Annotated in this window: 17 protein-coding genes; 10 read left to right on the top strand and 7 right to left on the bottom strand. The window is 66.1% G+C overall.

The features are described 5' to 3' along the window. Nucleotides 1–8: 8 nt before the first annotated feature. Complete coding sequence (gene hutC, locus MKI88_RS12790; protein ID WP_241631771.1) at nt 9–713, bottom strand: histidine utilization repressor; 705 nt, start codon at nt 711–713, stop codon at nt 9–11. Next, on the bottom strand, nt 710–2065 hold the full coding sequence (locus MKI88_RS12785; RefSeq protein ID WP_241631770.1) for a formimidoylglutamate deiminase: 1356 nt from the start codon (nt 2063–2065) through the stop codon (nt 710–712). Before MKI88_RS12785 ends, hutC begins: the two co-directional genes overlap by 4 nt. 67 nt (nt 2066–2132) lie before the next feature. Between MKI88_RS12785 and hutI the strand changes: the two genes are divergently transcribed. Genes hutI through hutU form a run of 4 tightly spaced genes read left to right on the top strand, consistent with a single transcriptional unit; the run spans nt 2133 to nt 7319 of the window. Then, nucleotides 2133–3338: an imidazolonepropionase gene (gene hutI / locus MKI88_RS12780; RefSeq protein ID WP_241631769.1), complete on the top strand. Its 1206-nt coding sequence runs from the start codon at nt 2133–2135 to the stop codon at nt 3336–3338. After that, nucleotides 3335–4858, top strand: coding sequence for a histidine ammonia-lyase (hutH, locus tag MKI88_RS12775; protein WP_241631768.1), 1524 nt, complete (start codon nt 3335–3337; stop codon nt 4856–4858). The genes hutI and hutH overlap by 4 nt, the downstream gene beginning before the upstream one ends. Continuing rightward, nucleotides 4855–5658 (top strand): N-formylglutamate deformylase, encoded by an 804-nt coding sequence (hutG, locus tag MKI88_RS12770; protein ID WP_241631767.1) that lies wholly within the window; start codon nt 4855–4857, stop codon nt 5656–5658. The genes hutH and hutG overlap by 4 nt, the downstream gene beginning before the upstream one ends. Next, on the top strand, nt 5655–7319 hold the full coding sequence (hutU, locus tag MKI88_RS12765) for a urocanate hydratase (protein ID WP_241631766.1): 1665 nt from the start codon (nt 5655–5657) through the stop codon (nt 7317–7319). Before hutG ends, hutU begins: the two co-directional genes overlap by 4 nt. A 34-nt stretch (nt 7320–7353) precedes the next feature. On the opposite strand, the gene MKI88_RS12760 is transcribed toward hutU, so the two are convergent. The 5 genes from MKI88_RS12760 to MKI88_RS12740 all read right to left on the bottom strand — a co-directional run bounded on the left by MKI88_RS12760 (nt 7354) and on the right by MKI88_RS12740 (nt 17827). Next, nucleotides 7354–8529, bottom strand: a complete 1176-nt coding sequence (locus tag MKI88_RS12760) for a serine hydrolase (protein WP_407073351.1) — start codon at nt 8527–8529, stop codon at nt 7354–7356. Between the two features lie 94 nt (nt 8530–8623). Then, on the bottom strand, nt 8624–10336 hold the full coding sequence (gene nagE, locus MKI88_RS12755) for an N-acetylglucosamine-specific PTS transporter subunit IIBC (RefSeq protein WP_241631764.1): 1713 nt from the start codon (nt 10334–10336) through the stop codon (nt 8624–8626). After that, on the bottom strand, nt 10336–12819 hold the full coding sequence (gene ptsP / locus MKI88_RS12750) for a phosphoenolpyruvate--protein phosphotransferase (protein WP_241631763.1): 2484 nt from the start codon (nt 12817–12819) through the stop codon (nt 10336–10338). The genes nagE and ptsP overlap by 1 nt, the downstream gene beginning before the upstream one ends. Further along, complete coding sequence (locus MKI88_RS12745; protein WP_241631762.1) at nt 12816–15083, bottom strand: family 20 glycosylhydrolase; 2268 nt, start codon at nt 15081–15083, stop codon at nt 12816–12818. Before MKI88_RS12745 ends, ptsP begins: the two co-directional genes overlap by 4 nt. A gap of 77 nt (nt 15084–15160) precedes the next feature. After that, nucleotides 15161–17827, bottom strand: a complete 2667-nt coding sequence (locus MKI88_RS12740) for a TonB-dependent receptor (RefSeq protein ID WP_241631761.1) — start codon at nt 17825–17827, stop codon at nt 15161–15163. Between the two features lie 234 nt (nt 17828–18061). Here MKI88_RS12740 and MKI88_RS12735 point away from each other — a divergent pair, with 234 nt between their 5' ends. The 6 genes from MKI88_RS12735 to MKI88_RS12710 all read left to right on the top strand — a co-directional run bounded on the left by MKI88_RS12735 (nt 18062) and on the right by MKI88_RS12710 (nt 22698). Further along, a complete protein-coding gene (locus MKI88_RS12735) occupies nt 18062–18802 on the top strand; it encodes a GntR family transcriptional regulator (protein WP_241631760.1) in 741 nt (246 codons plus the stop codon). After that, entirely contained in the window at nt 18799–19836 is a 1038-nt protein-coding gene (locus MKI88_RS12730; protein ID WP_407073350.1) for an SIS domain-containing protein, read from the top strand. Before MKI88_RS12735 ends, MKI88_RS12730 begins: the two co-directional genes overlap by 4 nt. After that, nucleotides 19836–20978, top strand: a complete 1143-nt coding sequence (gene nagA / locus MKI88_RS12725; protein WP_241631759.1) for an N-acetylglucosamine-6-phosphate deacetylase — start codon at nt 19836–19838, stop codon at nt 20976–20978. The genes MKI88_RS12730 and nagA overlap by 1 nt, the downstream gene beginning before the upstream one ends. Before the next feature lie 175 nt (nt 20979–21153). Further along, entirely contained in the window at nt 21154–21552 is a 399-nt protein-coding gene (rplU, locus tag MKI88_RS12720) for a 50S ribosomal protein L21 (RefSeq protein ID WP_241631758.1), read from the top strand. A 30-nt stretch (nt 21553–21582) separates the two neighbouring features. Further along, entirely contained in the window at nt 21583–21852 is a 270-nt protein-coding gene (rpmA, locus tag MKI88_RS12715) for a 50S ribosomal protein L27 (RefSeq protein WP_119765261.1), read from the top strand. Nucleotides 21853–22137: 285 nt separating this feature from the next. Beyond that, nucleotides 22138–22698 carry a GNAT family N-acetyltransferase gene (locus tag MKI88_RS12710; RefSeq protein ID WP_241631757.1) on the top strand — a complete coding sequence of 187 codons (561 nt, stop codon included), beginning with the start codon at nt 22138–22140 and terminating at the stop codon, nt 22696–22698. The last annotated feature ends 95 nt before the right edge of the window (nt 22699–22793 follow it).

Here is a 22793-nt window from a genome sequence, read left to right as displayed (position 1 = left end):
CACAGAAATCACCGGCTCTGGGGCGTGAATTCCGCAACGAGATCATAGCGGTCGCCCGGAAAGGTCTGGCGCACCCAGGTCACGCCCTTGCCGAGCTGCCATGTCCAGCGTTCGAGCTGGAGGCAGGCGGTGCCCGGCGCAATGCCGAGCAGCCTGGCGAGGCGCGGGCTCGCGGGGACCGCCGCGATCCGGTGGCGCGCCTCGCTCCATGGAACATGGCCCAGCAGCCAGGAGCCCGGCGCCTCCGCCTCGAAATCGACGTCGCGCGCTTCGGGCACCATGGCGAGGCTGATCAGGCGTTGCTCATGGCCGAAGGGTTCGTTCGCGGCATAGTGCACGCCCTCGATCGCGAGCAGGTCGCCCGCAGCGTCGAGCGCGTCGCCTGCAGCATGCGCCCGCACGCGTCGCCTGAGCAGTTCGAAGCGATAGCTATCGCCGCGCGCCGCGATCACCGATCCGATATCGGGCACGTCGAGCACCGCCGACTGGACATGCGGATGCGCGACGAATGACCCCGCCTTGCGCCGCCGCTCGATCAGCCCCGCGCGACTGAGCGCGGTCAGCGCCTTGCTCACCGTCGCGCGGGCGCAGCCATATTCGGCGACCAGTTCATGCTCGAACGGGATGCGGTCGCCGGGCCGCCATGTGCCCGATCGGATATTGCGTTCGATATCCTCGCGGATGCGCTGGTCGAGGGTCTGCGCAATGCTCATCCCGCCAGAAGCGCCCTCACCGTCTCGCGGTAGCGCGTGGCGATGGGTTCGGCCGCGCGATGCCGTCCACCGGTCACGACCCTGGCGCCGTGCCGCCAGACGCTGTCGATGCACCCCGCGCGACCCGAGAAGATCCACCCGTCGAGCAACAGGTCGCCCTTGCGCCCGTCGAGTGCGGGATGCGTGGCGTCGAGCGAGACGATGTCCGCCGACGCGCCCTCGGCGATGCCGCCCGCGACGCCCAGCGCCTGCGCACCGCCCGCGAGCGTGCGCCCGAACAGCCGGGCACCCGTCGAAACGCCGTTCGCGGCAAGGATGTTGCGGCCCCGGTCGCGCAGGCGCTGGCTGTATTCGATCATGCGCAGCTCCCCTGCCACATCGATCAGGATATTGGAATCGGTGCCCGTGCCAATCGCTCCGCCCGCATCAAGAAAGCGCGCGGCGGGGAAGATTCCGTCGCCCAGATTGGCCTCGGTGATCGGGCACAGCCCGGCGACCGCGCCGCTCCCGGCAAGCGCATCGCATTCGGCATCGGTCAGGTGCGTCGCGTGGATAAGGCACCAGCGCGCGTCCACGCCCGCATTGGCCAGCAGCCATTCGACCGGTCGTGCGCCCGAAAACGCAATGCTTGCCTCAACCTCCTTCACCTGCTCGGCGGCATGGATATGAAAGGGGCCGGTCGGGCTCATCTCCCTGAGCGCGGCGAGTTCGGGGCCGGTGACCGCACGCAGGCTGTGCGGTGCGACACCCATATTGGCGTCGCCCTGCAGCTTCGCGCGGCTGGCATCGAGCAGTGTCGCGAAACCGTCGAGATCACTCAGGAAGCGGCGCTGGCCGGGCTTGGGCGGCTGCCCGCCGAAATCGCTATGTGCGTAGAAGACGGGCAGCAAGGTCAGCCCGATCCCGGTCGCCTCCGCAGCCGCCGAGATCCGCCCCGCGGTCTCCGCCGGATCGGCATAGCGCGCACCCGCAGGATCATTGTGGAGATAATGGAACTCGCCGACGCGCGTGTAGCCCGTCTCGAGCATCTCGACATAGGCCTGCGCAGTGATCGCCTCTATATCATCGGGCGTGAGGCGATCGAGGAAGCGGTACATCACCTCGCGCCAGCTCCAGAAATTGTCGTCGCGGCTGCCGTCGCCGCGATGTTCCGAAAGCCCCGCCATGCCACGCTGAAAGGCATGGCTGTGGACATTGCACTGGCCCGAAACCGCGATCGCGTGGCGCTCGTCGCTGTGCGCGGGATCGACACCGCGCACGACCGAGGCGATGCGTCCGTCCTCGATCGCAACCCGGACGCGATCGCCCCAGCCGTCGGGGAGCAGGGCAGTTTCGAACCAGAGCGTCGTCATCGGGTCATCCTCAAGCGGCGAATATTATGTCTAGACATAATGCGGGTGATTGAGCAAGTCTATGCGCATGGCAACCGACTCCACACATCGCTGCGATCGCATCTGGACCAATGCCCGGCTGGCGACGATGACGGCAGCGGGTACGATCGAGAATGGCATGGTTGCGGCGAAGGATGGCCGCATCGTCCACGCCGGCCCCGTCGATGCACGCTATGATGCGGCCGAGATCATCGACTGCGAAGGCCGCTGGATCACGCCGGGCTTCATCGATTGCCACACGCACCTGATCCACGCAGGCAATCGCGCGCATGAGTTCGAGCTGCGGCTGGCGGGTGCCAGCTATGCCGACATCGCACGTGCGGGCGGCGGAATCGTCTCGACGATGACGGCGACGCGCGCGGCGAGCGAGGAAGAACTGGTCGCCTCGGCACTCGACAGGCTTGACGCGCTGGTCGCCGAGGGGCTGACCACGATCGAGGTCAAGTCGGGCTATGGCCTCTCGACCGAGGCCGAACTCAAGATGCTCCGCGCGGCGCGCCGATTGGGGGCCGAGCGCGATGTCCGCGTCACCACCACCTTTCTTGGTGCGCATGCGTTGCCGCCCGAATTCACGGACAATGCCGATGGCTATGTCGACCTGATCTGCAACGAGATGATCCCCGCGGTCGCCACCGAAGGGCTTGCCGATGCGGTCGACGCGTTCTGCGAAGGCATCGGATTCACCCCCGGTCAGGTCTCGCGCGTTTTCGAGGCGGCGCGCGTTCACGGCCTGCCCGTCAAGCTCCATGCCGAGCAGCTTTCCAACCTCCACGGCGCCGCGCTCGCCGCGGGCTTCGACGCGCTTTCGGCCGACCATCTCGAATTTCTCGACGATGTCGGGATCGAGGCGATGGCGAAGGCGGGGAGCGTCGCGGTGCTGCTGCCCGGTGCCTTTTACTTCACGCGCGAGACGAAGCTGCCGCCGATCGACGCCCTGCGCGCGGCAGGCGTCCCGATCGCGCTTGCGACCGACTGCAATCCTGGCACTTCTCCGCTCACCTCGCTGCTGCTCGTGATGAACATGGCGGCGACCCTGTTCCGTCTCACCGTCGACGAATGCCTCGCAGGCGTGACGCGTGAGGCCGCGCGTGCTCTTGGCCTCCTCGGCGAAACGGGCACGCTGGAGGCGGGCAAGAGCTGCGACCTCGCAATCTGGGACGTCGAGCGTCCCGCCGAACTTGTCTATCGCATGGGCGCGAACCCGCTCCATGCGCGTGTGTGGAAGGGTCTATGACGAACATCACGATCAAGCCGGGTCAGGTCCCGCTTGCCGACTGGCGCACCATCTATCGCGGCGCAACGCCCGTGCTCGACGCCGCCGCCTATCCGCTGATTGCCGAGAGTGCGGCCGCGGTGGAACGCATCCTTGCCAAGGGCGCGCCCGTCTATGGCATCAACACGGGCTTTGGAAAGCTCGCCAGCGTCCGCATCGGTGACGAAGATCTCGAAACGCTCCAGCGCAATATCGTGCTGAGCCACGCCGCGGGCGTCGGAGAGCCGATGCCCGTTTCCGTCGCGCGGCTGATGATGGCGCTGAAGCTCGCCAGTCTCTCACAGGGCGCCTCGGGCGTCCGCCCGGCAACCATCACCCTGCTTGAAGCGATGCTCGCCAGGGGGCTGACCCCTGTCATCCCCGCACAAGGATCGGTGGGGGCGTCGGGCGATCTGGCTCCGCTTTCGCATCTTGCCGCTGCGATGATCGGCGTCGGTGAAATCTTTCTCGACGGCGAGCGATTGCAGGCCAATGCCGCGCTCGCCGAAGCCGGACTCGCACCGCTGACACTCGGCCCGAAGGAAGGGCTCGCGCTACTCAACGGAACGCAATTCTCGTGCGCCAACGCGCTCGCAGCCCTGTTCGAGGCCGAACGGCTTTTCCAGTCGGCGCTCGTCACGGGTGCGCTTTCGGTCGAGGCCGCCAAGGGGTCGGACACGCCCTTCGATCCGCGGATCCATGATCTGCGCCGCCACAAGGGCCAGATCGAGACCGCCGCGGCGCTGCGCGCGCTGATGGCGGGGTCGGCGATCCGGGCGTCGCACAAGACCGACGATCCGCGCGTGCAGGATCCCTATTGCCTGCGCTGCCAGCCGCAGGTGATGGGCGCCGCGCTCGACGTGCTGCGTCAGGCAGCGACCACGCTCGGGACCGAAGCCAATGGCGTTTCGGACAATCCGCTGATTTTCCCCGATGCCGACGAGGCGCTGTCGGGTGGCAATTTCCATGCCGAGCCCGTCGCCTTCGCCGCCGACATGATCGCGCTTGCGCTCTGCGAGATCGGCTCGATCTCCGAGCGCCGCACCGCGATGCTCGTCGATCCTGCGCTGTCGGGACTCCCCGCCTTTCTCACCCCCAAGCCGGGGCTCAATTCGGGCTTCATGATCCCGCAGGTCACCGCCGCCGCGCTCGTCTCCGAGAACAAGCAAAAGGCCTATCCCGCGAGCGTCGATTCGATCCCGACCTCGGCCAATCAGGAAGACCATGTCTCGATGGCCGCGCACGGCGCACGCCGCCTGCTCGGCATGGCCGACAATCTCGCCGCGGTGCTCGGCATCGAATATCTGGCCGCCGCACAGGGCTGCGACTTCCACGCGCCGCTTGCGTCGAGCGCGACGCTGGAATCGGGTCGCGCGCTGCTGCGTACCAAGGTGCCCACGCTGGTCGACGACCGCCATTTTCACCCCGACATCCTTGCCGCCACCGCGCTGATTGCCGAAGGCAAGGTCGCGGCGCTGACGGAGCTTCCGGGGGTGGCATGATCGACTGGCTCACCGTCACGCGCGGCGATGCGCCGCTTATCGTCAGCGTACCGCACGCGGGCACGCATATCCCTGCCGACATTGGGGCCGGGCTCGTCTCAACCACGCTCGGCGCGCATGACGCCGACCTGTATGTCGATCGGCTCTACGCCTTTGCAACGGATCTTGGCGCGACGGTCATCAGTACTGCGATCTCGCGCACGGCTATCGACATGAACCGCGATCCCTCGGGCGCATCGCTTTATCCGGGGCAGGCGACGACGGGGCTCTGTCCGACCGAGACCTTCGATGGTGAGCCGCTCTACCAGCCCGGCCACGCGCCCGACGAGGCCGAGATCGCGCGCCGCCGCGAACTGTATTTCACGCCTTATCACGACGCGATCGCAGCCGAGATCGAGCGCCTCCGCGCGCTGCATCGGCGCGTCGTGCTCTATGACGCGCATTCGATTCGCAGCGTCGTGCCCCGCCTGTTCGATGGTGAGCTGCCGCAGTTCAACATCGGCACCAATGGCGGCGCAAGCTGCGACACGGCGCTGACCGCCGCTGTCGAGGCGGTCTGCGACGCATCGGGCCAAAACCGTGTCACCAACGGTCGCTTCAAGGGCGGATGGATCACGCGGCATTATGGCTCCCCCGAGGCCGACCTCCACACGATCCAGATGGAGCTCGCGATGCGCGGCTATCTCGACGAGGCCGCGCCCTGGCCGCCCGAATGGGACGCAACGCGCGCCCAGCCAATGCAACAGATACTGAAGCAGGTGCTCACCGCCTGCCTGACCTTCGCGAAAGGCAAAGAATGACCCGTATCGACAACAGCCGTTCGATCCGCGCGCCGCGTGGCACCGAGCTCAACGCGAAAAGCTGGCTGACCGAGGCGCCCTTGCGCATGCTGATGAACAACCTCGATGCCGAGGTGGCGGAGAACCCGCATGAACTGGTCGTCTATGGCGGCATCGGCCGCGCCGCGCGCGACTGGCAGAGCTTCGACAAGATCGTTGAGACTTTGAAGCGCCTTGATGACGACCAGACGCTGCTCGTCCAGTCGGGCAAGCCCGTCGGTGTGTTCCGGACGCACAGGGATGCGCCGCGCGTGCTGATCGCCAATTCGAACCTCGTCCCGCACTGGGCGAACTGGGAGCATTTCAACGAGCTCGATCGCAAGGGTCTGGCGATGTACGGCCAGATGACCGCGGGCTCGTGGATCTATATCGGCACGCAGGGCATCGTTCAGGGCACCTACGAGACCTTCGTCGAGATGGGGCGCCAGCACCATAATGGCGACCTGTCGGGCAAATGGCTGCTGACCGCGGGGCTTGGCGGCATGGGCGGCGCGCAGCCACTCGCCGCGGTGATGGCGGGCGCGTCATGCCTCGCGATCGAATGCCAGCCGAGCCGGATCGAGATGCGGCTGAAGACGCGCTATCTCGACCATGGCGCGAACAGCATAGACGAGGCACTCGAGCTGATCGAAAAGGCCTGCACCGAAAAGCGCGCGATCTCGGTCGGTCTGCTCGGCAACGCCGCCGAAATCCTTCCCGAGCTTTACCGCCGCGGCGTTCGCCCCGATCTGCTCACCGACCAGACTTCGGCGCATGATCCCGTCAACGGCTATCTCCCTAAGGGCTGGACGCTCGACCAGTGGTTCGAGGGGCGCGAGCGCGATCCGCAGTCGGTCGCAAAGGCCGCCAAGGCGTCGATGGCCGAGCATGTCCGGGCAATGCTCGATTTCCAGGCCGCAGGCGTGCCGACCGTCGATTATGGCAACAATATCCGGCAGGTCGCCAAGGACGAGGGCGTCGTGAACGCCTTCGATTTCCCCGGCTTCGTTCCCGCCTATATCCGCCCGCTGTTCTGCAAGGGTGTCGGGCCCTTTCGCTGGGCGGCGCTTTCGGGCGATCCGGAGGATATCTACAAGACCGACCAGAAGGTGAAGGAGCTGCTCCCCGACAACGCGCATCTCCACAACTGGCTCGACATGGCGAGGGAGCGCATCCAGTTCCAGGGCCTGCCCGCGCGCATCTGCTGGGTGGGCCTTGGCGACCGCCACCGGCTCGGCCTCGCCTTCAATGAAATGGTCCGCAACGGCGAGCTCAAGGCCCCGGTCGTGATTGGCCGCGACCACCTCGATTCAGGCTCGGTCGCCTCGCCCAACCGCGAGACCGAGGCGATGATGGACGGTTCGGACGCGGTCTCGGACTGGCCGCTGCTGAACGCACTGCTCAATACCGCGTCAGGCGCGACCTGGGTGTCGCTCCACCATGGTGGCGGCGTGGGCATGGGTTACTCGCAGCACAGCGGCATGGTCATCGCGTGCGACGGCAGCGAAGAAGCCGATCGCCGCATCGAACGCGTGCTGTGGAACGATCCCGCCACAGGCGTCATGCGCCACGCCGATGCGGGCTACGACATCGCAAAGGATTGCGCGCGCGAAAACCAGCTCGATCTGCCGGGCATCCTGTAAATCAGCTCCTCCCTCAAACGGGGAGGAGCTCTGTTCAATCCGCCGTCGCCGGACGGGCCCAGTGGCTCGATATCACCGCGCGTGTGACCGCCTGCATCAGGCTCATCCGCTCGGGGATCGAACGGCGCGTCGAACCGATCATCACCGCGACCGCATAGGTGCGACCATCGGGGGCGGTGAGCAGGCCCACATCGTTATAGCCCGTCGAGGTGCCCCCAAGCTGCTGGCCCGTGCCCGTCTTGTGACCGAAGAGCCAGCCAGCGGACACGCCGCCACGCAGGCGGTTGGGGCCCGTACGCGAGGCGCGCATCGTCGTGATCAGATAGTCGGTCGAGCGCGACGACAACAGTTCGCCGCGCTTCAGCTTGGCGAGCGCGTTGACCATCCCGATCGCGGTCGCACCATCGGGCGGATCCGCGAGGTAACGGGCCAGCGCGTCCTGGCGCACGCTCATCGGCAGGTTGGCGCGCGCGGTGTAGAACGCATTGCCCCGTGAATATTCCTGCTTCCATGTCAGCCCCGCCGTCCCGCTCTGCAGCAGGCGCTCGCCGGGGCCGAAGCGGATATCGGTGATGCCGTGGCTGGTGAGGAAGGAACGCACCGCGGCCGGTCCGCCGGCGCGGCGCAGCAGCGAGTCATTGGCGGTGTTGTCGCTCTGGGTCATCGCGCGCGCGAGCAGCGACGACACCGACTCCTGATAGCCGTCCTGGCCCACCAACTGACTGATCGGCTGGTGGAACAAGGTCAGGTCGTCGCGCGTGATGCGTACCATCTCGGACAGCGAGATGCGCCCCTGGTCGACGCCTTCGAGCAACGTCATCGCAACCCACAGCTTGCTCACGCTCTGCTGCGGCATGGGCTGGCGGCCATTATAGTCGACGACCCACCCTGCATGGATGTCCCGCACCGCGATACCGACGCTGCCGTCGAAACTGGCGCCCAGTGACCGGATCGCGCCTTGCAGCGCCGCCGGCGCTTCGGTCGGCACCGGCCGCTGGACAACCGGGAGCGGCTGTGTGGGGCGTGGTTGCACTGGACGAGGCGGCATCGGACGGGGAGCGGGACGCGCCGCCTGCGCCGCGGGCCGCGCTGGCGCGGGTGTCGCCGGCACCACCGTCGAGCAAGCCGACAATCCTGTAAGCGCGATCAACGCGAACGCCCGCTTCAACTGCAATACAAACCCGAAACGCCCCGTGCCAAAAGCCCTCATAATCCCGCTCGAACTCCACCTGGCTTCACCCCACCGCGATTCTGACAGCTTATCGCGTTGAATTGAATCCCGGCTGACCGCAGGGGCGGCACGGTTAACCCCGTCGGGCCTCCGTCCTTGTCTGAAGTTCGGCCGCCAGCGAGTCGCCGCGGTCGCCTGCAAGCAGATGGACGCTGTGCGGGGACGCCAGCGTTGCTCCGCGCCCGATGCGCGCCAGCGCCGACATGTCGACGCGCGCGGCATCTGCAACAGCGATGCACAGCCGCCCCGCCTTGTGCGTCAACGCGGACACGTTGGCCACGCCCCCAAGCGCCGTCAGCACGACATCGGCGTCGGCTGTCGGTCGCGTCGGCACTGGCGACGGCGTACCGCGCAGCCCAGCGCGGATCTCGCCCGCGACCTGATCGGCGATCGGGCCGAGCACGACCTGGAGGGCGCCCGGTGCCGGGCGGACGACGCCACGCGCACCAAGCGCCTTGAGCGCCCCCTCGTCGACCGCCGCGCCGTCACTGAGCACGAGCCTCAGCCGCGTCGTGCAGGCGTCCACCGTCTTCAGGTTGGCCGCCCCGCCCAGCGCCGCGATGAAGCCCTGTGCACGATCGCCGCCCAGCGCGGGATTGGTTGTCACTTCATGGCCCACGGCCTCACGCCCCGGTGTCTTGAGGTCGAAGCGGACGATCACTAAACGAAAGGCGGCGTAATAGACGACCGCGTAGGCCGCACCGATCGGCAGCAGCATCCAGGGCCGGGTCGCGAGTCCGAAATTGAGAACATAGTCGAACAGCCCCGCCGAGAAGCCGAAGCCCAGCCGTACGCCCAGCAGGTCCATCAGCGCCATGGCGAGTCCTGTCAGCACCGCATGTACCCCATAGAGCACGGGCGCGAGGAACATGAAGGTGAACTCGATCGGCTCGGTCACGCCCGTCAGGAACGAAGTGAGCCCGAGGCTGAGGAGCATGCCGCCCACCGCCTTGCGCCGCTCGGGCAGCGCCGATCGGTACATGGCGAGGCACGCCGCGGGCAGACCGAACATCATCACGGGGAAGAAGCCCGACATGAACTGGCCCGCGGTCGGGTCGCCCGCGAAGAAGCGCTTGATGTCGCCAGTGGCGCCATTGAAATCGCCGAGCAGGAACCAGGCGATATTGTTGATGATGTGATGAAGCCCGGTGATGATCAGCAGCCGGTTGAGCACGCCATAGGCGAACAGCCCGAAGCTCCCCGCGCTCACCACCCAGCGGCTGAGCGCGTCGAACGCGGTCTCGATCGCGGGGAAGCCGAGGCCGAAGCCGATCGCGCCAACTACACCCGCCAGCCCGGCCGCGATCGGCACGAAGCGCCGTCCGCCGAAGAAAGCCAGATATTCGGGCATCCTGATATTGGAATAGCGATTGTAGAGCGTGCCCGCCGCGAGCCCCGACAATATCCCCGCGGGCACGCTGAGCTTCGCGATTTCCTTGGCTTTCCAGGCAGCGACCGCCAGCGCATTGGCGGCATCATCGGCGAATGCCGCGACGTCGGTCGGCACGACCATCAGCGCCTTGGCACCCTCGATCGTCACGAGGAAACACACGGCGCCTGCGAGGCCCGCCGCGCCGTGATTTTCGCACGCCAGCCCCACCGCGACGCCGATCGCGAACAATATGCCAAGATTGGAGAAAATCGCGTCACCCGCTGCCGCAATGAAGGCAATGCCCAGCAGGTCGGGCTGTCCGATCCGCAGCAGCAGCGCCGCCACAGGCAGCACCGCAATGGGCAGCATCAGTGCGCGACCAAGCGGCTGCATACGGTCCAGTGACAGGCGCATCAGCGTTCTCCCTCGATCAGTGCGCGCACCTCGGTGGCGGATTCCGCCGCGAGCGCACGCACAGCCAATGCCTTGCAATCTTCAAACGACAATTTGCGCACCGCAGCCTTCAGCGCTGGGATCGACGCGGCGGTGGCGGACAATTCGGTAACGCCCAGCCCGATAAGGATCGCTGCCGCACGCGGATCGGACGCAATGCCACCACACACGCCCGTCCAGCGGCCATGTTTCGCGCCACCCCGCGCTGCTTCGGCGATCAGGCGCAACACCGCAGGATGCAGCGCATCGATCCTGTCGGCGACCGCGGGATTGCCGCGATCGGCGGCAAGCGCGTACTGGGTAAGGTCGTTGGAGCCAATCGAGAGGAAATCGGCCTCGACGGCGATGCTGTCAGCGAGGATCGCCGCCGACGGCGTCTCGATCATGACACCCAGTGGCACGCGCTCGGTCAGCCCCACGGTCTTCGCTGCTTCATCAAAGATCGCGCGAACCGTACGCAATTCCCCCGCGTCGACGATCATCGGCAGCATCACGCGACACTGCGCGGCGGGCACGCCGGCGAGGATCGCGCGGAGCTGCGTCGCAAGCAATTCGGGCTTCTGCAGGCCCAGCCGCACGCCGCGATTGCCCAGTGCCGGGTTGTCCTCATGCGGGAAGGGCAGATAGGGGACGGGCTTGTCGCCCCCGATGTCGAGCGTGCGCACGATCAGCGGTCGCCCCTGAAGCGCCGCCGCGATCGCGGCATAGCTTTCGCGCTGTTCCTCCTCCGATGGCGCGTCGGCGCGGTCGAGGAACAGGAATTCGGTGCGCAGCAGTCCGCAGCCCTCCGCGCCAAAGCGCACGGCGCGCTCGGCCTCCTCGGCGGAGGCGAGATTGGCGAAGATTTCGATGCGCGTGCCATCGGCCATGATGCAGTCGTCCGCCGCGGCCGCGGCTTCGGCGGCATGGCGCGCGCTGTTGGCAAGCAGCCGCTCCGACGTCTGCTGAAGGCGTTCGGAGGACGGATCGCCGTCGAGCGTGCGCGCATCGGCATCGAGGATCGCGGTGCGTCCCTCAGCTATTTCCAGTACGCCCGCGCCTGCCGCGACCAGCATCGGGACACCCGCGGAGGCCGCGAGGATCGCGACATGCGAGGTCGGCCCGCCGCGCGCGGTTGCGACCCCGCCGAGCCGCGCCGCGTCCAGCGCCATGAATTGCGAGGGGAGTAGTTCGTCCGCGATCAGGATCGCGCGATCGGGCAGCCGGGGCATTGCGGGCGCAGTATCGCCCATAAGCCTGGCGATCAGCCTCCGCTCGATATCTATGAGGTCCGCGATACGCTCGATCAGCAACGGATCGCCGGTCGCGCGGATCGCGTCGGACTGCCCGCGCGTGGCCATTCGCCAGGCATGGCCCGCGCTCTTGCCGCGGCCAAGCCAGGTCTGCGCGCTTTCGAGCAGTTCGGGGTCCTCGAGCAGTGCGCGGTGTGCCACCGCGATCTCGCCCGCCGGGCCATTCCCGGCATCGTCGAGCTCAGCCGAAAGCGCCTGCATCGCGCCATCGAGCGCGGAGGCTTCGTGGACAAGTCCCTGCCCCTGTTCGGGCACATCGGCATCGGTCGCGCGGAACTGCACGATGGGACCGATCGCCAACCCCGGCGCCGCGCGCACGCCGCGGAACAGCGGGCCCGTCTGCGCAGACGCTGCAGCGGCGGGACTGGCGGGGACGGCGGCGGGTTCCGCATGCGCCTCACCCATGCCCGTCTCGATCAGGGCCGCAACCGCGGTGACGGCGGCGCGCGCATCGGCGCCCTTGCCCGTGATGCGCACATTGTCGCCATGCTTGAGCGCCAGTGTCATGAGCGCCACCGGGCTGCGCGCATTGGCCTCGCGTCCATGCGCGGCAAAGCTGACCTGCGCCGCAAAGGGCTTCAACGTGGCGGCGATCCGCGCCGCGGGCCGCGCGTGCACACCGTTCGCCATCGGAATGCCGACCTCGAGCACCGCGGTATCGTCACCGACGGGAAGAGTGCCGGTCTCGGTCGCCCTTTCGGCAATCACCTCCATCAGCGCCTCGCCTGCCGCCACCAACCGGTCGCACGCGACCAGCGAGACGCGATAGCCCTCATTTGCGATGACAATCGGGGTGATCAGGCTTTTGGCACCTTCGGCAACGCTGTCGAGATCGAAGGCGATGAGCGCATCGCCTGCCTTCACGTGCGCGCCGTCAACCACCCTGGCGCTGAACCCCCTGCCCCCCAGCCCCACCGTCTCGAGCCCGATATGGATCAGCAGCTCGGCACCATTGGCAAGCCTGAGCGTCACCGAATGGCTCGTGGGGGCGACCGCAATCACCTCGGCATCCGCGGGCGCGCGCAGTACCCCGTCAAGCGGGTCTATCGCGACCCCGTCGCCCATCATCCGCTCCGCGAAGACGGGATCGGGGACCTCGTCGAGACGCGCCGCCCAACCCGCAAAAGGCGCCGCAAGGCGGACCGTCGTCATGGACGCGGGATCAACTGGACCGCGTCGATCGCCCACATCGGGCTCGGTCCTTTCGCGGTGTAGGTGAAGCAAAGGTCATGGCTCCCTGAGCGCGGCGCGACCACCGTCTTGAGCGTGGTCAGCGCGGGATTGCTGGCAGCAGGTTTCAAAGGCAGCACCGCGATGCGCTCGCCCTCGCAGCCATCGATGCGGACCTCGACCTCGCCTTCGGGCGTGGCGGGCGGACGGAAGACGATCTTCTCGATATCCTTGCCGATCTGGAAGTTGAATGGGATCTGCCCGACATCCACTGCGATTTCGGTGATACCGTCAAGCGATGCGTCCTCGTAAATCCAGCAGGGCTTCATGATGTCCAAGAGGAACGCGGCGCGCCGGCCCTGTGCGGGTGCATCGTCTTCGAGCTGGAGCGCGATGTCATTCGAGCACAATTTGAGCTGCGTATCATCCCGGCGGCGCACCGAAAGCGCGTCAACCTTCTGATCGAGGCTGCCGGGCAACGCCATGCTGTGCCTGAAGGACGCCGCACGCAGCCGCGTCGGCATGGCCAGCGTCAGCGGCCCGGCATAGAGCGGCGAACCTGCGCGCGGTTCGCTGCCATCAATGGTGTAGCGGATCTCCGCGCCGATCTGGTTGGCGAGCGTAACCTCGCCCTTTCCGTTGGCCGCCGGCCGTAGCGCTGCGGAAGGCGTGAAGGCGCTGTTCGAAGCATCGAGTCCCATCGGCTTCAGTCGCGCCATTTGCGGTACGAGCCGATCGACAAAACCACCAAAATCGCGTTTGTCTGCCGCCGCCCAGCCGAGTTCGGCGACCGCCGATGCGCGCGGAAAGGCGCTGTAGGCGACGCGCTGCTCGGTCCGCATATGCTCGGTCCACAAATTGGCCTGAAGCCCGAGGATATGACGCTGCTGATCATCGGTCAGCGTGTCGGGTGCGGGATCAAAATCGTAGACGCGCCGGAGCGTCACCTGTTCGCCGCGTCCCGGCGGCTCCGCGGACGTGCCACCCTGACGGTGATTGAGATAGAGCACGGGCTGCGGCGAGAGCACCGCGTCATGCCCCGCCTGAGCCGCCGCGACCGCGCCCTCGATCCCGCGCCACGACATCACCGTTGCGTTGGGCGCGAGCCCGCCCTCCAATATCTCGTCCCAGCCGATCAGGCGGCGGCCCTTGCTCGCAAGAAAGCGCTCCATCCGCTGGATGAACCAGCTCTGCAGCGCATGCTCGTCCTTGATCCCCAGCGCCTTCATCTGCGCCTGGATGCGCGGGCTTGCCTTCCACTGGTCCTTGACCGCCTCGTCGCCGCCGACATGGATGTATTCCGACGGGAAGAGCGCCATCACCTCGGTCAGCACGTCCTGCAGGAATCCGAAGGTCTGGTCCTCGACGTTGAACAGATAGGGGAACACGCCCCAGTCGGACTCGATGCCCCTGGGCGGAACGACGCTGGTCCCGAGTTCGGGATAGGCGCGGATCGGCGCGAGCGCATGGCCCGGCATCTCGATCTCGGGAACGATCGTGATGTGGCGCGCCGCGGCATAGGCGACAATCTCGCGGATCTGCTCTTTCGTATAATAACCACCCGTTTTGGGCAGTATCGGTGCGCCCGGCGCGGATGCGGGCGTCCGCCACGCGCCCGCCTCGACGAGCTTTGGATATTTCCTGATCTCGATCCGCCAGCCCTGATCGTCGACCAGATGCCAGTGGAACGTGTTGAGCTTGTGGAGCGCCATCCAGTCGATGAAGCGCTTTATGAATTCGGGCGACTGAAAGTGCCGCGCGCTGTCGAGCATCAGCCCGCGCCAGCGGAAGCGCGGGGCATCCTCGATACGGACTGCCGAAATGGCCTCCTTGCCGGCTGTCGCGAGTTGCCAGAAGGTGACCGCGCCATAGAACAGCCCGGCATCGTCGCTGGCCGTGATCGTCACGCTGCCCGGGGTCACTTCGAGGCGGTATCCCTCGGCGGAGATGCCCCGCGCGCGGGCAAAGCGGATCGCGTTTTTGGCAGGAGTTTCGACGATCGCGGGCCGAATGCCGCGATTGACGCCGAGCAGTGTGACCAGCCTTTCGGCGGCCGCGCGTGCGCCTGCATCCCCCGGGGGAACCACGACCACGCTCTGGTCCGTCAGACGGAAGCTGCCCTGTGACGGCGCGATGGATTGGGGAAGGGGAAGCAGGGGCGGTGCGGCCGCCGGCGTCGCAACCGCGGCGGAACCGCAGGTTGCAAGCAGGGCACCGGCTACGAGGAAGGTAAAACGCTGGTTCATGACGCTCGCGCCGGAAGTCATTTTGTGTCCCTGGTCAGAAACGGGGCGGGCCTCGGATGCGACCCGCCCCATCCTGGTCAGAACTTCATGCGCGCGCCAACATAGAACTGGCGACCATTGTCGTAGATCGCGCGCGGCTTGTCGGTCGTACCCGAATATTGCTCGATCTTCTCGTTGGTCAGGTTCACCGCATCCGCGGTCAGCGCGATATTCTCGGTGACGTTGACGCTGAATGAAGCGTCGAGCGAAGCCAGCGCCTTCTGGTTGAGCGGGGCCGCACGATCGATGTCGATGAAGAACTTCGAGCGATAATTGTAGGACAGCCGGGCGCTCAGCAGGTCGTCTTCGTAATAACCCGTCAGGTTGAGCGTGTGCTTGCTGTTGCCGGGGATCGGATCGCCGTTGCTCGCCTTCGCATCGGAGAAGGTGTAGTTCGCAGTGGCGCCGAACCCGCCCCAGATCGGACGCGAGATCTGGATCTCGAAGCCCTGGTTGCGCCCACCCGGGCCATTGGAACGGCGGTTGATCTGATACGGACAGTCGAACAGGTTGGGATTGCTCCCCGCCGCCGGCACGCAACCCGCAGGCTGCGAACCCGGTACGAACACGCTGGGCAGGATCTCGGTCGAGGTCGTGTTCACGATGTACGACTGGATGTCCTTGTAGAAGGCGGCCAGCGCGACGATCGTCTCTCGATCGGGATACCATTCGATCGACAGGTCGTACTGGTTGGCGCGGTACGGGTTCAGGTCGGGATCGCCGCCTCGGCCCGTGAGCAGCGTACCGTTGAGATCGACGCCCGGCGTGATGTCGACGAAGTCGGGACGCGTGACCGTCTTGCCCGCGGCGAAGCGCAGTACGACCTGATCCGACAGATCGACCGCAAGGTTCGCGCTCGGCAGGACGTCGGTATAGGAACGCTCCGCCCTGGTCGGGGTGAAGCCGCCAAACGGGTTGGTGAATTCGGGATTGGCGCCCCCGATGATGAAACCTTCCGAGGTCTGGTCGGTCTTCACGACACGCAGGCCGACATTACCGCGCCAGCCCTCGCCCTTGAACTTCGCCATGGCATAGCCGCCATAGGTCTTTTCGTTGATCGAGTAGGTGTTGCCCGGAACGAGGAAGCGCGTCGTGATGGCATCCGACTGCGAGCCGAAGATCGCGCGCAGCTTGCTCGGGTCGACACGCCAATAGTCATCCAGCGTGCCGGGTGCCGAGATATTGTCGAGGAAGTCCTTGGGCATGCCGCCGCCGGTCGCGAAATCGGCGGAGGTGCAGGCCACGCCGTTGCAGCGCAGACCGGGCGTGAACACACCGCCATTGGTCGCGAAACGCTCGGCTTCGCGGTCGTGGTCGGTGTATTTGAGGCCAACCTTGATCGCTTCGAGCGGTCCCCATGCGACATCGTGCTCGAGGTCGAGATAGACGTATTTCTCTTCGTCGTCGTTGGTCACCGACTGCATGCGCGCGAAGTCGGGACGCACGCCCGCCGGGTTGAGCGGATCGGGATTGACGAAGCTTACCTCGGGCACGCCGCTGCGCAGGTCGTAACTGAAGGCGCCGGGCCCGGCGAACTCCATGAAGTTCTCGTTGCTGGTGTCGCCGCTCGCCTTGGTCCAGCCCGCCTTGAAGTGAATGTCGAGCATGTCGGATGGATGGTAGTTCAGGTCGACATCGGCTGAAAACGTCTCCGCCACGGCCTTGCGGTCGATCGCGTCATAGACGACGCCGAAGCCTTCGGTTCCGCCATTGCGCGACGCGATATTGCCCGCGACCGCGACGCCGTTCTCGACGATCGCATTGGTGATGGTGCCGCCGCCTGCCAGCGCCTGCTCGCCCCAGGCGATATAGTTCTGGTTGAAGTTGTCGGCGCCGAAACGCGAATAAAGGCCGGTGACGTTGATCTCGAGCTCGTCCGAGGGGCGGAACTGAACACCGATATTGCCGCCGTAGCGCTCGCGCTCCTGCTTGAACATGGTCGAGCCGATCAGCGTCGGGACGAGCGCATTCTGCCCGCCGCCCACAGCAAAGGAGCGATAGCCGAAGATCTCGAGGCCGTCGCGGCGCGTCTGGCGCTTCTGATAGATGCCACCCACCAGGATACCGAAGGTTTCGTCGGCATTCTTCCAGCTGAACAGACCCGAGACCTGCGGGTCGAACTTGCCCGAAAGATCCGAATAGACGCCCTGGACCGAAGCCGAGATCGACATGGGGTCCAGATCGAGCGGATTGCGCGTGAGCACGTTGATCGTGCCGCCCACGCCGCCCTCCTCGACGTCCGCCTGCGGGCTCTTGTAGACCTCGAGACGGCCGACGATTTCGGCGGGCAGCGTCAGATAGTTGAAGCTGCGCGTCGATGCGACCTGGTCGAGAATGAACCAGTCGGCGGTGGCGACCGAATGGCCGTTGAGCAGCGTCTTGGTCAGGTTGGGCGCGGTGCCGCGCAGCGAGACGCGCTCGCCCTCGCCGAACTCGCGATTGACGACGATGCCCGGGACACGCTGGAGCGCCTCGGCGACGTTCTTGTCGGGAAATTTGCCGATATCCTCGGCCGAGACGACGTCGGCGATGACGTCGGAATTGCGCTTCACGTCGATCGAGGCGGCCTGTGACGCGCGGAAGCCGGTGACGATGATCTCGTCGCCTTCCGCACCAGCCGCAGCTTCCTGCGCCCATGCACCCGAGGCGCCGGCCATGAAGGCAAGCACGCTCGCCGAACCCGCAAGGAATTTATGCAATGTCATCTCAGCGTCTCCCCTTCCCGGCATGCCCTGTTTGAGCTTCATGCCAATCTGTTACCAATGACAGACCAATAACAAGACCATCAACGAGACCAATCCGTCCGTCAAGTGTCTTCATGACAATTTTTTTGCAGTTTTCGAAATTATCTGTTGGCAAGAGGTAATCAATTGGTCTTATATAAAGTGGCAGGGGGCGCTCACGCCCGGAAACGACAAGACACTGGGAGACCCGAGGCGATGAGCCTGGCCGAGCAGATCGGATCGCTGGACAGCAACGGCCATGCGCCGCTTTATCAGCGATTGCAGCAGGCACTTCGCCGCGCGATCGAAACGCAGTTGCTCAAGCCCGAAGAAGCGCTGCCGCCCGAGCGCGACCTCGCGACCGATTTCGAGGTGTCGCGCATTACCGTGCGCAAGGCGCTCGACGGGCTCGTCCAGGAAGGGCTGCTGACGCGCCGCCAGGGCGCAGGGACCTTCGTTGCCGGACGCGTCGAAAAGCAGTTTTCCAAGCTCACCAGCTTTTCAGAGGACATGGCGACGCGCGGCCGCAGCGCGCGCAGCGAATGGCTGAGCAAGTCCGAGGGCGCGGTGACCCCCGACGAATCACTGACACTGGGCCTCAGCCCGGGCACGCGCGTCTTCCGCTTCAACCGCATCCGCTACGCCGACGAGATGCCGATGGCGCTCGAATATTCCACGATCCTCGGTACGGCGCTGCCATCCGTCGATGCGGTCGATGCGTCGCTCTACACGGCGCTCGAAGCCGCGGGCAATCGCCCGGTGCGCGCGCTCCAGCGCCTGCGCGCGGTCCTGTTCAACGCCGAGCAGGCGAAACTGCTCGAAATCGAGCCCGGCGCGCCCGGACTTTTCATCGAACGCCGCGGCTATCTCGAAGATGGCCGCCCCGTCGAGATGACGCACAGCTGGTATCGCGGCGATGCCTATGACTTCGTGGCCGAACTGAACGCACTCGCATGACGATGCCCGTTCCCGAATCCACGAGAATGTTTGCCGAGGCAGGTGAATCCGCGGCAGTGATCGCCGCACAGCGCGCCGCCAACGCCGATCGCATCACCGAACTCGCCCGGCGCCTGCGCAGCCAGCCGCCTGCTGCGGTGCTGACTTGCGCGCGCGGCAGCTCGGATCATGCCGCGACCTTCGCCAAATATCTCATCGAGACGCGACTGGGGGTCGTCACATCGTCTCAGGCGCCTTCGATTGCCTCTGTCTATGGTATCGCTACCCGTGCCGCAGATTCGCTGTGCCTCGCCATTTCGCAATCGGGCAAGAGCCCCGATCTCCTCGCGACGGTGGAAGCCGCCAAGAGCGCGGGCGCCTATGCCGCAGCGCTCGTCAACGTCGCCGATTCGCCGCTCGCCGCGCTGGCCGACGGTGTTCTCCCGCTCCACGCCGGCCCCGAGATCAGCGTGGCCGCAACCAAGAGCTATATTGCGGCGCTTGCCGCACTGGTCGATCTGGTTGCCGCATGGAGCGGCGATGCAGAACTCTCGGACGCGCTCGCCGCGGCGCCCGCACAGCTCGAATCGGCATGGATCGCCGACTGGTCGCCAATGGTCGACCGGCTCAAGGACGTACGCGGCCTGTATGTCATCGGACGCGGCCTTGGCCTTGGCATCGCGCAGGAAGCCGCGCTGAAGTTCAAGGAAACCTGCGGACTCCACGCCGAAGCTTTCAGCGCCGCCGAGGTAAGGCATGGTCCGATGGCGCTCGTCGGCCCCGGCTTCCCGCTGCTCGTCTTCCGTCAGTCCGACCAGACCGAGAGCAGCATCGACGATCTGGTGTCCGAGGTCGTCGGACGTGGCGGAGAGGTGCTCGTTGCCGGCCCCGGTGCAAAGGGGGCGATCTCCCTGCCCTGGGTGTCCGCACATCCAGCGATCGAGCCGATGCTCCAGATCCAGTCATTCTACCGCGCGGCCAACGCGCTCTCGATCGCGCGCGGCTTCAACCCCGACACGCCACCGCATCTCGCCAAGGTTACGGAAACCATCTGATGGTGTTTGCCCTCGTCAATGCCCGCGTGCTTACCGATGCGGGCTTTTCTGAAGACAGCGCGGTACTGGTCGATGGTGCGAAGATCGCCGCCGTCGTGCCAATGGCAGATATTCCCCCGGGCACGGTGTCGCACGACCTTGGCGGACAGGCGCTCGTTCCCGGCTTCATCGATTCGCAGGTCAATGGCGGCGGCGGCGTTCTCTTCAACGATTCGCCGACTGTGGAGGCGATCGCCGCGATCGGCGAGGCACACCGCGCCTATGGCACCACGGGCTTTCTGCCAACGCTCATCAGCGACGACCTCGATGTGGTGCGCCGCGGCGTCGCCGCGGTCGACGCCGCGATCGAGGCGGGCGTTCCCGGCGTGATCGGCATTCATATAGAGGGGCCCTTCCTGAACGTGGCGCGCAAGGGCATCCACGACAGGTCGAAGATTCGCCGGCTCGATGACGAGGGCTTTGCCGCGGTCACCGCGCTGAAGCGCGGCAAGACGCTCGTGACGCTCGCGCCCGAGCAGACGACGCCTGAAATGATCCGGCGGCTCGATGGCGCGGGCGTGATCGTCGCGGCGGGGCACACCAATGGCAGCTATGCGGAGATTCGCTCCGCGCTCGACAGCGGCCTGCGTGGCTTCACGCATTTGTTCAACGCGATGTCTCCGCTCACCTCACGCCAGCCTGGCGCGGTCGGCGCCGCGCTCGAGGATCTGGCAAGCTGGTGCGGCCTCATCGTCGATGGGCGACATATCGATCCCGTGACCATGCGCCTCGCGCTGCGTTGCAAGCCGGTGGACCGGTTCATGCTCGTGACCGATGCGATGCCGAGCGTCGGCATGACCGACAAGACCTTCGTGCTCCAGGGGCAGACAGTGAAGGTCGTCGACGGCGTCTGCGTCAATGCCGATGGCACGCTGGCCGGCTCCGACCTCGACATGGCGGGCGCCGTGCGCAATTCGGTCGCGATGCTGAACATACCGCTGGAGGAAGCAGTACGCATGGCCAGCCGCAATCCCGCCGAGTTTCTCGGCCTGGGCGCCCAGACCGGACGCATCGCCCCGGGGCTCAGCGCCGACCTCGTCGCGCTCGACGCGGCCGGCAATGTCACACAAAGCTGGATTGCGGGCGTCGTATCGGCTAGCTGAGCCGAGTCGTCGAAGTACGGACCCGCCATTGCCGGGAATGTTCGAAATCGGCGGCTATCCGCGGGGATTTTGCGTTGACAGAGACGCACTCCACGGGTAACGGGCCACTTTCCCGCGCGGGGGCTTGACCGTGGTCGATTGCTCGCGTGAACCGAATAGATGAAGAGATAAAGCCATGTTCGCTATCGTGCGCACGGGCGGCAAGCAGTATCGCGTTGCCGCAGGAGACAAGATCGTAGTCGAGAAGCTGGCGGGTAACGCCGGTGACAGCATCGCGCTGGACGACGTCCTGCTGGCCGGCGAGGGCAGCGAGCTGAAGGCCACCAAGGGCCTGACCGTTTCGGCCGAGATCATCGCGCAGGCGAAGGGCGAGAAGGTTATCGTCTTCAAGAAGCGCCGCCGGCACAACTACCGTCGCAAGAACGGTCACCGCCAGCAGCACACGATCCTGAAGATCACCGCGATCGGCGCCGAAAAGGCGAAGGCAGCTCCGAAGAAGGCGGAAACCGCCGAAGCGGCGCCTGCCGAGAAGAAGGCACCGGCCAAGAAGGCCGCCGCCAAGACCGCCGAATAAGTCGCCTGAGCGCCCAAGGAGTTTTGAGAGATGGCACATAAGAAAGCAGGCGGTTCCTCCCGCAACGGTCGCGACTCAGCCGGTCGCCGCCTCGGTGTGAAGAAGTTCGGTGGCCAGGAAGTGATTCCCGGCAACATCCTCGTGCGTCAGCGCGGCACCAAATTCTATCCGGGCCGCAATGTCGGCATCGGCAAGGATCACACGCTTTTCGCGCTCGTCGCGGGCCGCGTGACGTTCCACGATGGCAAGCTTGGCCGTAAATTCTGCTCGGTAGATATTATGGCGGAAGCGGCCGAATAATCGGGCGAACCCATTGACGGGTCGCCCCGGGGGCGACCCGAAGTCCTGCTGCGGCAGGCACAGAGGGAGACGGGATAGCCCCCGCTCCCTTTTTTGTTGTCTCCCTCAAGACCTTGATCGGTTCGGGCTGATATCAAGCCCGAACCGTGAATCAAGGTCTCAACGTTTGAACCGTTCCGTCGTCGGAGCCTCGCGGCCCGTCGCACGGCAACGGATTTTCAATCGGACTGTCGTCGTGTCGTAATTTTGTTGCGGCATGGGGCACACGAAAAAGAGGAGAGACCAATGTTCGTGCGGACCGAAAGATTGCTGCTGCGGCCCGGCTGGGCCGAGGACGCGCCCGCGCTTGCCCGCGCGATCGGCGAAGAGGCGATCGTGCGCAACCTCGCGACCGCGCCCTGGCCCTATGACGTGTCAAAGGCGCGCGCCTTTCTCGCGCAGGAGCGCGATCCGCGCCTGCCAGGCTTCCTGATCTTCGCGCGCACCCACGGTGCTCCGCGACTGGTCGGCGGCTGCGGACTGGGCCACACGCCCGACGGCAAGGACATCGAGCTCGGCTATTGGATCGGCCGTCAGCACTGGGGACTGGGCTATGCGACCGAAGCCGGCCGCGCGCTGGTCGAACTGGCGGACGTGCTCGGCATCCGCGCGTTGAGCGCGGGCCACTTTATCGACAACCCCGCGTCGGGCCGCGTGCTCAGAAAGCTGGGCTTCCGCCCCACCGGGCGCGTCGTCCCGCGCGAAAGCCAGGGTCGCGGCGAAGCGGAGCTGTGCGCACTCTATGTCCGCGACGCCGGGGACGACTCGATGGCCTGCCCCACCTCACCCGTGTCGCTTGCGGCGTGAGCGCGCAACCTGCCGCTCCGGTCCTGTGCCGGGGCGGCGCCAGGGCATTTCCAGAAAAAGTCGGAGTCGGCTTTTTGACGCTCCCAAGATAGTGA

It is taken from the genome of Sphingomonas sp. LaA6.9 (assembly GCF_022601895.1).
Lineage (GTDB): Bacteria > Pseudomonadota > Alphaproteobacteria > Sphingomonadales > Sphingomonadaceae > Sphingobium_A.
Note: the sequence above shows the minus strand (reverse complement) of the source record. Positions and strands in the feature narration are given on the sequence as shown.

Bases quoted from the DNA above. Each gene is read 5' to 3' on its own strand.
- nagA (WP_241631759.1), top strand. From the start codon at position 19,836: ATGGTGTTTGCCCTCGTCAATGCCCGCGTGCTTACCGATGCGGGCTTT.
- MKI88_RS12785 (WP_241631770.1), bottom strand. From the start codon at position 2,065: ATGACGACGCTCTGGTTCGAAACTGCCCTGCTCCCCGACGGCTGGGGC.
- MKI88_RS12735 (WP_241631760.1), top strand. From the start codon at position 18,062: ATGAGCCTGGCCGAGCAGATCGGATCGCTGGACAGCAACGGCCATGCG.
- hutI (WP_241631769.1), top strand. From the start codon at position 2,133: ATGGCAACCGACTCCACACATCGCTGCGATCGCATCTGGACCAATGCC.
- MKI88_RS12710 (WP_241631757.1), top strand. From the start codon at position 22,138: ATGTTCGTGCGGACCGAAAGATTGCTGCTGCGGCCCGGCTGGGCCGAG.
- MKI88_RS12740 (WP_241631761.1), bottom strand. From the start codon at position 17,827: ATGACATTGCATAAATTCCTTGCGGGTTCGGCGAGCGTGCTTGCCTTC.
- hutU (WP_241631766.1), top strand. From the start codon at position 5,655: ATGACCCGTATCGACAACAGCCGTTCGATCCGCGCGCCGCGTGGCACC.
- MKI88_RS12730 (WP_407073350.1), top strand. From the start codon at position 18,799: ATGACGATGCCCGTTCCCGAATCCACGAGAATGTTTGCCGAGGCAGGT.
- nagE (WP_241631764.1), bottom strand. From the start codon at position 10,336: ATGCGCCTGTCACTGGACCGTATGCAGCCGCTTGGTCGCGCACTGATG.
- MKI88_RS12760 (WP_407073351.1), bottom strand. From the start codon at position 8,529: ATGAGGGCTTTTGGCACGGGGCGTTTCGGGTTTGTATTGCAGTTGAAG.
- ptsP (WP_241631763.1), bottom strand. From the start codon at position 12,819: ATGACGACGGTCCGCCTTGCGGCGCCTTTTGCGGGTTGGGCGGCGCGT.
- rplU (WP_241631758.1), top strand. From the start codon at position 21,154: ATGTTCGCTATCGTGCGCACGGGCGGCAAGCAGTATCGCGTTGCCGCA.
- MKI88_RS12745 (WP_241631762.1), bottom strand. From the start codon at position 15,083: ATGAACCAGCGTTTTACCTTCCTCGTAGCCGGTGCCCTGCTTGCAACC.
- hutH (WP_241631768.1), top strand. From the start codon at position 3,335: ATGACGAACATCACGATCAAGCCGGGTCAGGTCCCGCTTGCCGACTGG.
- rpmA (WP_119765261.1), top strand. From the start codon at position 21,583: ATGGCACATAAGAAAGCAGGCGGTTCCTCCCGCAACGGTCGCGACTCA.
- hutG (WP_241631767.1), top strand. From the start codon at position 4,855: ATGATCGACTGGCTCACCGTCACGCGCGGCGATGCGCCGCTTATCGTC.
- hutC (WP_241631771.1), bottom strand. From the start codon at position 713: ATGAGCATTGCGCAGACCCTCGACCAGCGCATCCGCGAGGATATCGAA.